The 13,399-nt window shown below is 37.2% G+C and carries 10 protein-coding genes and 1 tRNA gene; 2 read left to right on the top strand and 9 right to left on the bottom strand.

Annotated features, from left to right (window positions below):
• Positions 1-845 precede the first annotated feature (845 nt).
• From N0B48_RS17405 to N0B48_RS17395, 3 genes are all read right to left on the bottom strand, one after another.
• Positions 846-1,577: a hypothetical protein gene (locus N0B48_RS17405; protein ID WP_259840208.1), complete on the bottom strand. Its 732-nt coding sequence runs from the start codon at positions 1,575-1,577 to the stop codon at positions 846-848.
• 5 nt (positions 1,578-1,582) lie between these two features.
• Entirely contained in the window at positions 1,583-2,566 is a 984-nt protein-coding gene (locus tag N0B48_RS17400; protein WP_259840207.1) for a hypothetical protein, read from the bottom strand.
• Between the two features lie 171 nt (positions 2,567-2,737).
• The gene (locus N0B48_RS17395; RefSeq protein ID WP_259840204.1) at positions 2,738-4,177 is read right to left on the bottom strand and encodes a tetratricopeptide repeat protein; all 1,440 of its coding nucleotides are present in this window, start codon (positions 4,175-4,177) and stop codon (positions 2,738-2,740) included.
• Between the two features lie 458 nt (positions 4,178-4,635).
• Here N0B48_RS17395 and N0B48_RS17390 point away from each other — a divergent pair, with 458 nt between their 5' ends.
• Positions 4,636-5,877 carry a PKD domain-containing protein gene (locus N0B48_RS17390; protein WP_259840202.1) on the top strand — a complete coding sequence of 414 codons (1,242 nt, stop codon included), beginning with the start codon at positions 4,636-4,638 and terminating at the stop codon, positions 5,875-5,877.
• Between the two features lie 94 nt (positions 5,878-5,971).
• Positions 5,972-6,043 (top strand) — tRNA-Arg (locus tag N0B48_RS17385).
• Positions 6,044-6,090: 47 nt separating this feature from the next.
• Here N0B48_RS17385 and N0B48_RS17380 read toward each other — a convergent pair.
• The 6 genes from N0B48_RS17380 to N0B48_RS17355 form a co-directional block, all read right to left on the bottom strand.
• Positions 6,091-6,945 carry an EamA family transporter gene (locus N0B48_RS17380; RefSeq protein WP_259840200.1) on the bottom strand — a complete coding sequence of 285 codons (855 nt, stop codon included), beginning with the start codon at positions 6,943-6,945 and terminating at the stop codon, positions 6,091-6,093.
• A gap of 105 nt (positions 6,946-7,050) precedes the next feature.
• Positions 7,051-7,356: a terpene synthase family protein gene (locus N0B48_RS17375; protein ID WP_259840569.1), complete on the bottom strand. Its 306-nt coding sequence runs from the start codon at positions 7,354-7,356 to the stop codon at positions 7,051-7,053.
• A gap of 109 nt (positions 7,357-7,465) precedes the next feature.
• A complete protein-coding gene (locus N0B48_RS17370; RefSeq protein WP_259840198.1) occupies positions 7,466-9,811 on the bottom strand; it encodes a TonB dependent receptor in 2,346 nt (781 codons plus the stop codon).
• 148 nt (positions 9,812-9,959) lie between these two features.
• A complete protein-coding gene (locus N0B48_RS17365; RefSeq protein ID WP_259840196.1) occupies positions 9,960-11,072 on the bottom strand; it encodes an energy transducer TonB in 1,113 nt (370 codons plus the stop codon).
• A gap of 4 nt (positions 11,073-11,076) precedes the next feature.
• Entirely contained in the window at positions 11,077-11,445 is a 369-nt protein-coding gene (locus N0B48_RS17360; protein ID WP_283950721.1) for a BlaI/MecI/CopY family transcriptional regulator, read from the bottom strand.
• A 198-nt stretch (positions 11,446-11,643) separates the two neighbouring features.
• Positions 11,644-13,389 (bottom strand): CocE/NonD family hydrolase, encoded by a 1,746-nt coding sequence (locus N0B48_RS17355; RefSeq protein WP_259840195.1) that lies wholly within the window; start codon positions 13,387-13,389, stop codon positions 11,644-11,646.
• Between the last annotated feature and the right edge of the window lie 10 nt (positions 13,390-13,399).

Here is a 13,399-nt window from a genome sequence, read left to right as displayed (position 1 = left end):
AAAAATGTGTCTGAACGGGGAATGATATTTATAAAGAGATATTAATGAGCCAAATATAGATATTTATTTTAAAATACCGTCAATTAATTACAAGCATAGAAACTCTTTTTTTAAAGTAATTTCATCCCAAAAAACAACATTTCAGCTTTTATCAAAACAATTTATTTTCTATTTTAAAAAGAAATAATCGTAAAAAAAAGAAAAATTCAAATTTCAAAACACTCTGTTTATCAGCCGATTAAAAACTTATCCACAAAAAAATGTGGATAACTTGTGAATTTTAACATTTAATTCATGTTTCGTATTAAAAATAGTCCTACATTTACTATGTAATACAACTGAAATGAAATCTTTTTTTGCTTTTTTCAGCTTTGAAATTGCAATTAAATTTGAAATAAAAATTTAAGCACAGCATTGTCGGCTGTGCTTTTTTAATTGTTGTCTAATTAAAAAAATGAGATGTTTTTATCTACTGGATCCGCTTCTAAAGAGCGGGTCCTTTCTTTTACAGCCTTTGTACGGAGTTGGGAAGCATTTTGAAAATTGGAATGACTGATTTTTGAAACCTTTTGAAATATTTTATAAAGCAAAGGTCAAGATTAAAGCCTTTTATTTAAGCCTGCAAAGATGGAATCAAAGATTAATTTGACTAAGCTCACTTATTATCCGGCAGCTTAATCAGCGACCGTGTCTCATCTCTTTATTTTCTTTTAAATAGAAAGTAATCAAGCAAAAGCTTTGCGTGGTAAATTCGCAATAATAAAATACTCTTTAAATTTTGAATAAAAATATTCAGTTAAATTACTGGATTACTCTCGCAGATCAAGCTAATTGAGCCGATCTTATTATTCTCTTTCAAACTTTTTTAAGGTTCCGTTTTGATTAAGCTGAATAGAATACCGTTCTCTGCTGCCATTGATACTTGCCGGGAACCACCGAAGGTTGTTATTTGCGATGGATATATAAATAGTGGTTATCGGTTTTGCGCCTTCTACCTGTTCTATTTTTTGATGGTAAACATTCGCAGCTTTGGCAACATTGGCGAAATCTATTTTCTCCAGGGGAACCAAACGGCTTTCAATATCATCTCTTACGGACATCTGCTCAGGTGTAGGATCAGACCATTTCCCGTCTTTGTATTCATAATTATCAATATACCCAGGATTCGTAGGGTGCTGAAGCATAGCGCGAATACTTCCGTTATCATTAAAGTGAATGATATTATACACCCTAATCTCTTTCCCTGCATACTGAGGAAGTTTTCTCAAGGCTTCCTCAGCGCTTTTCAGCTTCTCTTCATTCGTTAAAAAATCTGTATTTTCACCTTCTTTATAGGTATCAGTACGTGTTTTGGTATGCTTTTCCAGCATGGTACTGACCAGGCGCTGGGCTTCTTCTATCTGTTTTTCTACAGCCGGACTGTAAGGACTGGGAACTGAAACCGGAATTTCTTCATTCTTTGTATGTTGAGCCGTAGTATCTGCTACAGGCTCAAAAGTTTCGTTTATACTTTTGGAAACCTTTTCGCAGCCGGTTAAAAGAATGCCCGTGGCTATTATGATGATTAAGTTTTTCATGGTTTCTAACTTATATTATCCAAATCCCCGGCAATGGCAATGCGGTCCGGATCTTCTTTTAAGTAAAAAATATCTATCGTCTGCTGTCTGAGAGTGTTCAGGTCGATAAGATTTACGATCTTCTTGATTTCAGCTCTCCGGGTTTGGTTCTGCTCATCAACAAACTCCACTTTAAATAAAACCATGGGCTGAGCGTTGATATAAGTTCCGGTTTGATTAGCACTGATCAATCTGGCTGTTGTTCTGATTCCTTTAAATTTAATAAGCTCAGGCTCCCCATTTTTACCATGGAAGATCCTGTTTATAAAGTAGGAGAAAATACCTTTGTAAAACAATAATATGGCAGGACAGAGCAACAAAGGATGCCAATAGATAATGAACCTCCACCCCATTCCATGGCTCTCCATCTGATACGAAAAGATATAATACCAGATAACAATACTAACAATTGTCAGCCAGCCCATTGTAATGAGAAAAATATACAGAATATTGATCCTGGCTTCACTTCCTGCAAAAATAAAGTAAGGCATGCTTTTTACGTCTTTATCAATAAGTATTTCAACCGTTCTCCCTTTTTCGAAACGACGCTGTTGAGGTTTTGAATCATTAACGGCTGCTTTCTGCCTGATGTCTGTATTCACCAGGTTTTTGAAAGAAAGTACAAGTTCGTAGACATCATATTTACTGCCGGGCTTAGACACTTTTACTGCTTCCAGAATTTCAGCTTTCCTCCGTACCCCATGTTTAGCAAGATGGATTATGTTTCTTTTGGCCACAAAATTCACAATGATCCATTTGTAAAACCAGTTTGATAAAACCAGGGTCCACAAAAGTACAGAAAGCCCTAAAAGCCCTACTGCAAGCCAAGGATTGGTTTCGTTAAGCATAGGCGGCTCCGCTTCTTTGATATTATAATACAAAATCATGGGAAACGGGATCGCAAAAAACAGCATATAAAGCATCCAGAATATTCCAAAGGCGGGTCTCATATTTTTGTTTTTTAGTTAATCATAAGATACTTATTTTAAGTAAATTATTTTAAAATTATTTGATGTTGCTTAATTTCATGGACAAGATTAATACAATTCTATGGAATGCTTTTTTTTGAACCTGTATTATATCTGCATAAGCTGGGAAATTAAATCAGAAGAAAAATCACTTTATTTCAACAAATCCCTGAACCACTGATAGATCTCCGTATCATTCGGAATGTTGAGTTTTTTCCGAAGACGGTATTTTTTAGTCTGAACAGTCCTTACCGAGGTATAGGTATAAGCTGCAATATCTTTTGTAGAAAAATTAAGATACAGGTAGGCGCAGAAACGGATCTCGGAGCTTTTAAGCTGAGCGGCCTCAACGAGCTTTTCTGAAAAACCGGGGCAATAATCATTAAATCTCGTTAAAAACTCGGGATTGTTTTCTTTGGCCAGCACAATTACCTGATCAAAAAGATCATTATCCTGTACGGCCGGAATTTCTATAGGATCAGCTCCTTTCTCTTTTTCTTTTCCTTTCTTTCTATAAAAAAAATACATAAAAATACAAATCAGCACCACAAGGAGACCAATGCAGAGATAGATCAGGGTTTTTACTTCCATTGCTTTGCTCCCGTCTTCAGCCAGACGCTTTTTATCAAGCCTGTCTTTCTGAACCTTGTTTTGGGCATCATTGTGATTCTGTATTTCCAGCAGCTGCCTCGAATAATAATCTGCACTATCTTTCTCCCCCGTTTTCTCGTACAGATTGATAAGATCAGTAATCACCCCTTCCTGGTAGTTTTCACTTTTATAGTGGTGCATTGCTATGTTTTTGCAGATCCAAAGGTGTTGCTGTGCTTTTTTGAAATCTTCTGCTTTCAGATAATATTCAGCGGCATAGATGGACGCAATGTACTGAAACCCTATCTCATCCATAGTGCGGGCATCCTTCAATGTTTCTTCAATATATATCTTTGCAGAATCCATCTTTCCCAGCTTCTGGTAAGCTCCCGCGAGATAAGCGGTAGTTTTGTAGCTGTTGCTTATTTTGTTTTTACTTTTGTCTGTATTTCGCCCACGCTGTTTTCTATATTCTTTTGCGTTCAGATAGGCCTTTTTATATGCTTTTAGTGCTTTATTATTTTCATTCATTTCAGTGTAGATACCGGCATACTGCCAATCCAAGAGATATTCGTAATAAGGGTTTTCTTTTACCTGATCTGCTATTTCATCCAATAACTTAAGGGCTGCTACTCTTTCACCGAGCTTCTGATGCAAGAGAGACCGGATGGTATAAAAATAAAAAACGGCTTCAAAATCTGTATCGGGAGTGATGAGGTTTTTCTTTTCAATAAGGTCGGTATAGTGAAAGGCTTTTTTAATATCATTATTCTTATTATAAATATTGGCAATTTTAAGATACCCGAATACTTCACAGTCGCTATAGTTGTTCTGATGGCATATTGAAATAATACTGTCTATTTTTTTAATCTCACGGTCGCCGGCGGTGGAAAATCCGATATCAAAAATGATACTTTTAAGCTTTTCTTCAGTCACCTTTTGGGCATATGAAAAGAAAATCAGTGAGAAGGAAAATAAACAAGAAAGTAGTTTTTTAGCCATATTTTTTTTAGTCTTCTTAATCTGTTAAAGGATTTTATCAGCCATTGTCGTAGATAAGAAGCACCTACGCATTAGATACTACACGTTATGTTTCAGAGCTTTAAAATCAATGCCGGAAAGAAAATAATAATTAATTTCGGGGATTATTAAAACAATGATGTTTGCACAACGCCAATATGACATCTTTACAACAAAGATAAATCCGATGCAATATTAATAATATTTCACTAATTTTTATATGACTTTTAACCTAGATATCAATTTTATCAATTAAATATATTTTTTATGAAGAAAAACTACCCCTTATTATGGCAGGCTTCTGTTCTGCTTATTGATCCAAAACCTGAACCTTATATCCCACCAAAAAGCTAAACATTTCATACTAGTTATTACAGTTCCCATGGATTTGCTTTTTTTGCTTTCCATGGGTATTTGGCTTATTTAAAAAATTAATTTTTATGAATACTATGATTAAAAGTATACTTACTCTGATTCTGCTTAATCTCTGCACCTTGCTTTTTGCTCAAGCTGATCAGGTTTTATTTATTGGAAACAGCATGACATATTTTAATGATATGCCTGTTCTTTTTAAAGATCTGGCTGCTTCAAAAGGGAAAAACGTTGAAGTTACCTCCCATACTGTGGGTGGCGCCGGATTTGTCAATCACGTGAATGACAATGCTCTTTACCAGACCATTCGATCCAAAACATACAAATATGTCGTGATGCAGCCCGGAACAGGAGAATCTGCAGGCTACACCTACCCTGTTTCGGTAACGGCAGAAAGAGGCAGAAAGCTGAGAGATTCGATCAGAAAATACAGCCCGTGTTCAAAAATATTCCTATACGAAATTCCTTATGGAGTTCCTTCTCAAAATGAATATGCCACCTATTTCAATCTTCAGAAAACCATCAAGGATTCCATCACGAAAATGTCCAGCCTTATGCAGACAGAAATGATTCCTGCGGGAGAATCTGCAAGAGCTCACTATACAGCGACTCAGGATCTGGCGCTTCACGGTTCTTACAATGATGTCCATCCCGGCCCTCAGGGCAGTTATCTTGTGGCTGCTTCCGTATATACTGCACTTTTTCAGGACAGGATCTTCCCGTCTTCTTTCCTCAGTGGGATGACACAAAACAAGGCTGAATATTACCAGCAACTGGCGGACGGAACTTTTTTTAACAATCCTGCCCAATGGAATTCGAATGTTTTTCACCTCCATGCAGGTTTTTCAGCAGGTGGCAACGGACAAAATGTTACTTTCACCAACCGCTCTACCAATTACGATACCTTGTTGTGGACATTCGGAGATGGAGCTACTTCGACTTCTGTCAATCCTACGCATCTCTATACAGCATCCGGAACGTATACCGTAACTCTTACGGTAAACAAAAATTCCTGTTCCGAAACTTTCACTCAAACTGTGAATACCAACCAGCTTTCAGTTTCTGATAATGCTGTACGGAATTTCCAGTTTTATCCGAATCCTGTTTCAGATACTGGTGTCTTAAAGACAGAGGAATTTATTAAAGAAATTGAAATCTATAGTATTGACGGAAGGAAAATCAAAACGCTGCAGTATGCAAAAGTGAATGATGTGAAAATTGATTTCTCATCCTATGGTAAAGGAATCTACATCCTTAATGTGCTTTTTGAAAACGGTAATTCCGAAAGGCTAAAAATTATAAAAGACTAAACCGAAAACGGTATTTTTTTCATCCAGTTAAAGGACTTTGCTTCGGCAAGGTCTTTTTTTATTTAAATTAATTAGTATTTTTATTCTGTTCAACGGCCTCATAGTTCAATGGATAGAATAGAAGTTTCCTAAACTTTAGATCCAGGTTCAATTCCTGGTGGGGCTACACATCACGCCTAATATGTTTTCCTATTAATTTTTCAAAATAATATTCTACTTAGCTTCTGTGCCTTTGGAAGTTATTGCAGAACCCGCTGATGCAATGATCACACAGGCTACGGCAATACATTCGGTAACTGATAAATATTCCTGTAAAAATACGAAAGCGGCTAAAGAGGCCATTGCAGGCTCAAGGCTCATTAAAATACTAAAAGTTCGTGCCGGTAATTGTTTAAGGGCATTTATTTCAAGCGTAAAAGGAATGGCACTGGAAAGCAGAGCGAGTGCCGCCCCTAAACCTATCAATTGTGGATTAAGGTTAACAAGCCGTCCATCAAAAATTCCAAATGGCAATATAAAGATTGTTGCAATGAGCATCCCGATAGTAACCGCATCACCACCTTTCATTATTTTAGATATTCTTCCTCCAAGAATAATATATGCTGCCCAAAAACCACCAGCAAGTAAGGCTAATAAAACGCCAACTAAGTTTAATCCGTTACTCGACCACGGCGCAATTAATGCAATACCAGCGACGGCTAAAATGATCCATATAAAATCTGTGATTTTTTTTGAGCTGAAAATTGCCAGAACCAACGGTCCGACAAATTCTAAAGTCACCCCCAGCCCAATTGGGATGCGCTCAATAGCCATGTAGAAAATTAAATTCATTGCACCTAACGATAAGCCGTAAAGTGTTACATATTTCCATTGTTTCCCATTGAGTTTGGATAGGTTAGGACGGAAAGCAATCCATAAGATAATTGCAGATAACCCAATCCTTAAAGTAGCAGTAGCCGCTGCTCCAATTTCAGGGAAAAGTCCTTTCGCAATTGCGGCACCACATTGCACACTGACAATAGATAATAATACCGCCGGAATCGGTGGAAGCTGAAACTTAGTCTTCATTAGTATAATTTGAGTTACAATATTACAGCTTTTGATTTGTTCGACTTACATTGTGTGAATGCAATTTATCATAAGTTTCATTTCCTAACCTAAAATCCCGACTATCTAACTAACGGAGTCTATTGTATTATACCTTTTGATCTCTTCAAACCATTTTAGATAGCCGCCCTGACCTTCCAGAAATTTTTTAACAACCGGTGTATATATCCCAAAATCCGGAATGTCATTATATAAGTTTACAAATTCCTCAACACGTGCGTTATACATTTGTACAGCTTCATCAAAAGCATCTTCTATTGAGCATTTCCTTTCATTCAGAATTACGAGTACCAGGTTCAGACCTTCGTCATCCTGCATTTCTTTTTCCAATGAAATTAAGTCATTGCTCCAAGCGAATAGGTCTCCTCCAATGATTCTGGCTTGCTAGATAAAGGGATGTATTACAACATAAATATTTTCTCGTTCCGATACCTATTAAAGAATAGGAACATTGACCAAAGCATACTCCGGCAACGGATGTTTAGTTTTCGTTTAACATACTCCGCTTCCTTTCCTCATCTGTACCGTTGCTTTTTTTTGTACTCTTTATGGTACCGCCAAAATTATAGCTTAAGGCTAATTTAACCATCCTGGTTTCGAATTGGTTTCTCCACTCCTGCTTCAACAATCCGCTGTCCTGCTGGTAATAGTTTCGATATGACCGGAAGATATCAGTAAAGGTGAGCTGAACAGACGCTCGTTTGTCCAAAAACTGCATTCTGGCACCTGCTGTTAAATAGGCAAAGGCCTGATTACTGATGGTGCGGTCGATACTTTTGCCACGATAATTAAAAAGAAACATCACTGACAGGTTGCTGCTCAGTGAAAAATTATTATATGAAGTCGCTGAGAGGCTGTAAATACCTTCACTACGAAGCATAGTCCCATTAAAATCACCTTTGAAAGATCTTTTCGATACAATAGCGTTCGTGCTTGTGTACCACCAAGGAAATACTTGCTTTCCGTACATGACCTGCATTGTGAAATAACCTGAATGATCCGCATTGCCAGGCATTGTAGTCGTAATACCATTATTAAGAGGAAGAGAAAGACTTGTAAAATCATCAATACTGTAGCTATAGGTGAGACCCGCAAAAAATGCGTTTTTATAACCATACCATAGGTCTGCATTATAAGCGATGACCGGCCGGAGAGCTGGATTACCCTGCTGCAAATTACTGTTGCTGATGATACGTATCAATGGATTCATGCTTTCATAACCCGGACGTTCTATCCTTTTGTTAAGACCCAAGCTCAGGGAATGATTTTTAGTCAGTTTATAATCTACATGAATAGAGGGAAAAGGTTGCAAGTAGTTTCTGGTAAAACGGTTTGTTCCAAATTGTTGCTGTCCCTGTCCATAAGTATATTCTCCTCTTATTCCTAATTGATAAGACAGCTTTTCGGTGTTGTCGCTATAGGTTACATAAAGTGCTGAAATACTTTCTTTATAGTCGAACAGGTCTTCTTGTTGGGAGGAAGCGTCCTTATAAAAATTAGAATTCACAGAATTCACATAGCTTGTCTTCAATCCCATCTCTACTTGACTGCTCTTGCTTAACGGAAAAGTATAATCCGTTTTGAGTGCATACACATCAAAAACACGGTCTTGCGCTATTTCACTGGGAAGATCTGAATCAGGATTGAAGGTGATAGTCCGATTATTCTGATTATTGTAGTTGGCATAACGGTAGTAATCTAAATCAATGGTGAGTTCTCTTCCCAATGTATCAATCTTATGCTGGAGACGCAATCCAGATGAGAAGTTGGTTGCTCGTATATCAGCCCGATTGACAAATTGCGATTGGGAAAAATTATTCTCTACGGAATTGATATCAGCAGCGCCATTCCGTTTAAATATCTGGAAACCAGGCTTTACCGAAGCAGATAACGTCGTCCGTTTGGAAAGATATAAATCGATGCCTAAGTTCGGGGTATAATTAGTATTTGTTCTGGTACTTTTAATATCGGAAGTTGATTGCTCCATGGCTCCTCCGGTAGCATCAAGAAAGCGGGAAGCAATATAGCTATCGTAAAAATACTTGTTGTAATTATAGTCGAGGTTTAAAAGGAGATTGTAAGTCTTTCCCTTATAGTTCAGATTAAGTCCACCATTTGCCTTTCCAAATGTCCCTTGCCCTCCACCGGCATAAATATTACCATGCATTCCTGCTTCATAATTACGTTTGCGGATAATATTAATAATGGCACCATTTCCTGCAGCATCATACTTTGCCGATGGCTGTGCAATCAGCTCAACTTTTTGAATAGCGGAAGAAGAAATACCCTTTAGCATTCCTGCCAGTGCCTCAGAAGATAACGTGGTAGCCTTACCATCGATATAGATCTGAACAGATTTTCCATTCAGGCTGATACGGTCATCAGGTGTAACGTTGACGCCTGGCAGTTGGTTCATTACCTCCATTATTGGCGCACCAGAACCCAAACCATTTAAGTTCACGATAAGCTTATCTGCCCGTCGCTGGACAAAAGGAAGAGTGGCAGAAATATTTACCGCAGCCAATTGCGTTGTGGACGGCATTAGTTGGATGACACCCAACGTCACGGTCTTTCCGATAGTAACATCAAAGGTTTTCGAGATTACTGTATCATAACCCATCATCTTAAACACAATCTGATACCTTCCGGATGGAATTTCGAAAGTGAAAGATCCTTTGTCGTCCGCCATAACAGCCTTAACAGTTGTAGAATCTTTGCTGTTTTGTAATGCTACCATCGCAAATGGAAGCGCAGTCCCATTCTCATCTGCAACGCTACCGATGACCTTGCCGGGATTTTGCTGTGCAGTAATATGTAGTGAACTCAATAAAAAAAGCAGGGCTAAGAAATAATCAAAGCGAACGAAACTAAAAATTGGAATATTCATGTCTTTGGATAAGTGTTATCCAAATATGCAACTAATTTATTAGTTACACAACTATAAAATTAGATGAATTGACTAATGTTTTAATTATTTAGTTTTTTTTGACTTTGCTACTTTTAAAATTCACCCCTATCTGATAAGCAGATCTTACTTTTTTGCCCTTCCGCAAAGCAGGCTGCCACTTTGGACTAGAAGTAATTATTCTTAATGCTTCACTGTCGCTCGCATCATCTAAACTTTGTTTAATTTTTGCATCCGTTATTTTTCCATCAGATGCTACGATGAAACTTACCTGTACCTTTCCATCCTGAGTTGAAACTTTATGAGCAGACATAACCAGATATTTACTGAAGGCTTCAAATCCCCCTGGAAAACGAGCCGCCCGATCATTTTTTTCTCCTCCATTCCTGTCAAAATCAGATGTATCAAATGAGCATAACATCATAACTACCATAAGTAACGGCGCAAAAGCGAAATATTTCAACAAATGAAAAGCATTGGATCTATTACGTTGTAGCATCTTGATCCGCGCTTTCAGCAGTGAAGGATGGTTAAAAGTATTCATCATAGCCCCACCGACTTTGAAATTCTGTAAAAACAGCAACTGGGCATAGTGCTTTCTGCTTTCTGCAAAGCGCACAGCATGTTGGTCAGCAAGATACTCATGGATAGACTTCAAACTGTAACGGTAACAATAAACAAATGGATTGAACCAGAAAAAAACGCCAAACAGTTCAACCAATAAGATATCAAGTGTATGAAACTGTCTTACATGCACCTCCTCATGCGCATCGATCACTACAAAATCAACAAGATCTTTGCCTATCACCTTTGTCTTCCAAAATGAAAAGGCACTATCCTTCTCTGGTACTTTTATTTGTTCTTTAACTCGACAGAGCTTAACCATGAGTAGATACCCAGAGAATAATACGCCCATCCAGTAGACGATCAGCAGCCAATCTGTTTCTTTTTCTACTCCTATTGCCATTACATTATTGCGGACCTCAACCATTAGCCCTATTTCCGGTAGCACAACATATGAAGGAAAATCCAACAGAGGAATTACTACGGAAAGACACAGTGCGGTTAGTAAATAAATCCTGTTCAATACAAAAAATGTCTCGCGCCTGAGAAATACCAGATAAAAAAGGTAAAATATCGCCAACGAAACACTTGACCAGAAAAAATAATGCTGGATTTCCATACACTTAGTCTTTTATTTTGTCAATCATCTTAAGCAGCTGTTCCGCATCTTTGAGGTCTATTTTTTTCTCACTGACAAAAAAAGAAAACATATCCTGTACCGAATTAGAAAAATAATTGCCAAGGAATTTATCTGCCTCATGGCGCATGTAGTCTTCTTTTGAAATCAAGGGATAATAGCGATGTGTCTTTCCGAAAGCCTCATAACCTACCACCCCTTTCTTTTCTAAAATCTTAATTATGGTGGACACCGTACTGTATGCGGGCTTAGGATCAGGAAGTTCATGAATGATTTCCTTTACAAATGCTCGGTTCAATTTCCAAAGAACCTGCATGAGCTGGCTCTCAACTTTGGTCAGATCTTTTATATCCATCGTCTATTTTTTTTATCAAATATCAGCTAAATAATTAGTTACCACAACTAAATGGTTATATTTTTTTATTTAAATGGGTCGCAGTACATTATCTTTTTTAATATTTTAATTCATAATATGTATCTGGTGATTAAACAACTCCCCAATATTTCCATATTTACTTTAGGCGTGACGGCGCTTCATTTAAAATGAGTCAACTCAATGTCTTAATACCGGAATCTTTACAAAGCTATCGTTGTACCATTTCACTTTTAAGGGTTCTTTGGCATCTTTAATGGTTTCTTCACTGACTGTTTTTCCTGTTCCATAGTTGAGTTCAGAAAACGGATTTTTATTTACATTCAGATAGATAACCAGCCGGCTCCCCTTCCTTAACTGCTTACTTACCAAATGTGTATTGGAGAACGGAATAGTCTCAATTTCATTAGGTTTCAGCAGTTTTCTTTTTGTAATATCCGTTGAGTAACTTGCCCTCCCAATAAAATAAGACAGATGAAAATATTCTCCATTTGGCATTAATTCATACAATGTCACACCGATATCCATATCCTTTTTATTGATGCTGGCTTTAATTTCTCCTAAAAAGGAACCATTGATTAATAGTGGTTCTTCCAAAGGTTCACTAATGAAATTAAATCCGTTAGTGGTATCTATTTCCTTGCGAATAATAGGTTCCGGGTAGTAATCATTGTTTGTTATTTCTCTGTTTGCAAAATCTATTTGTTGTTCCAAATACCTTTTTTTAACAGGTTTTTTTGAATTTAAAGAATAGAATTTACCTGACTTATTATCAGTCAGATACAAGGTTAAAAAACCATTATTCATTTTATCAATAGATGGAGCACTGCGCCATTCATTGGCACCCATTACCTGATAGTTAATTTTATCTTTTAAAATTTCGGGTTTAGGCCCCTTCTTTAAAATATAGTCAAACCATTGATACGTAATGGTATTGATATCAAATAACGCAACAGGGTCTACTTTATATCCGTACAAAGTAGCTTCTCCTCCACTTTGAGTGCCAAAATGCCCATAAGGTCCTATAATTAAATACGCCGGTGTCCGAGGGCTATACTTTTGAAGTTCTCTCAAATAATACAAACCCGAACTCTGCCCGTCATTGTAGTAACCGTCAAATGCCAAAACAGGTATTTTAATTTGTGCGAAATCTTTTTCATAAGGAGTCATTTTTTGCCAATAATGATCAAAAGAAGGATGGCTGATCCATCGTTGAAACCATTTGTTGGCTACACCATCTATACTGTCTAATTTCTTATAGGCAACTCCTGTTTCCCACCATTTATTTTGCATTTTTCTAAAACGCTGTCTGTCATTTCCAGCTATGGTGTCCAGGTATTTATTATTTCCAACGTAAAATGCCCATTCATAATTGGGGTTAACGAAGATATTATTTTCTACGGGCAAACCCTGTCCCGGTCTGGCTGCTACATAAGGTACAATTGTTTTAAGGGCCGGATGCAGATTTTTACAGGCTGCCCATTGTGTAAATCCATTATAACTTCCTCCATACATTCCAACACTTCCATTACACCATTTTTGTTTACTGATCCAATCTATGACATCATAGGTGTCATTGGCGTCATTCTCATAGGGAAATATTTCATCCTGACTGAATCTTTTTCCCCTTGCATACGCTATAACTCCTACATAACCATTATCTACAGCTCTCTTTAATGATACCATATCCCGGCCCGTATCCCTAACATAAATTGTTGACTGAAGGATTACAGGTGCAGGTATTTCATTTCCTTTTTTACGCACCACCATTAAAGATAAGGTGGCTCCATCTCTGGTTTTTACAGAAACACTATCCTGAATATTATACATACTTTGTAAGTCTTCCGTTTTTGCTTTTCTTGTTTGTTGGGCCGGACAATAGAAAAATGCCAGAAACAGAATGATGAAGTTCAAAAATACTTTCATTGGTTGGTTT

The sequence above is a fragment of the Chryseobacterium herbae genome (assembly GCF_025154075.1).
Lineage (GTDB): Bacteria > Bacteroidota > Bacteroidia > Flavobacteriales > Weeksellaceae > Chryseobacterium > Chryseobacterium herbae.
This window is presented reverse-complemented; position numbering and strand designations above follow the sequence as displayed.

What these genes read in the sequence shown, in the direction of transcription:
- N0B48_RS17355 (WP_259840195.1), bottom strand. Translation starts at nt 13,389, where the DNA reads ATGAAAGTATTTTTGAACTTCATCATTCTGTTTCTGGCATTTTTCTAT.
- N0B48_RS17400 (WP_259840207.1), bottom strand. Translation starts at nt 2,566, where the DNA reads ATGAGACCCGCCTTTGGAATATTCTGGATGCTTTATATGCTGTTTTTT.
- N0B48_RS17360 (WP_283950721.1), bottom strand. Translation starts at nt 11,445, where the DNA reads ATGGATATAAAAGATCTGACCAAAGTTGAGAGCCAGCTCATGCAGGTT.
- N0B48_RS17405 (WP_259840208.1), bottom strand. Translation starts at nt 1,577, where the DNA reads ATGAAAAACTTAATCATCATAATAGCCACGGGCATTCTTTTAACCGGC.
- N0B48_RS17395 (WP_259840204.1), bottom strand. Translation starts at nt 4,177, where the DNA reads ATGGCTAAAAAACTACTTTCTTGTTTATTTTCCTTCTCACTGATTTTC.
- N0B48_RS17380 (WP_259840200.1), bottom strand. Translation starts at nt 6,945, where the DNA reads ATGAAGACTAAGTTTCAGCTTCCACCGATTCCGGCGGTATTATTATCT.
- N0B48_RS17365 (WP_259840196.1), bottom strand. Translation starts at nt 11,072, where the DNA reads ATGGAAATCCAGCATTATTTTTTCTGGTCAAGTGTTTCGTTGGCGATA.
- N0B48_RS17390 (WP_259840202.1), top strand. Translation starts at nt 4,636, where the DNA reads ATGAATACTATGATTAAAAGTATACTTACTCTGATTCTGCTTAATCTC.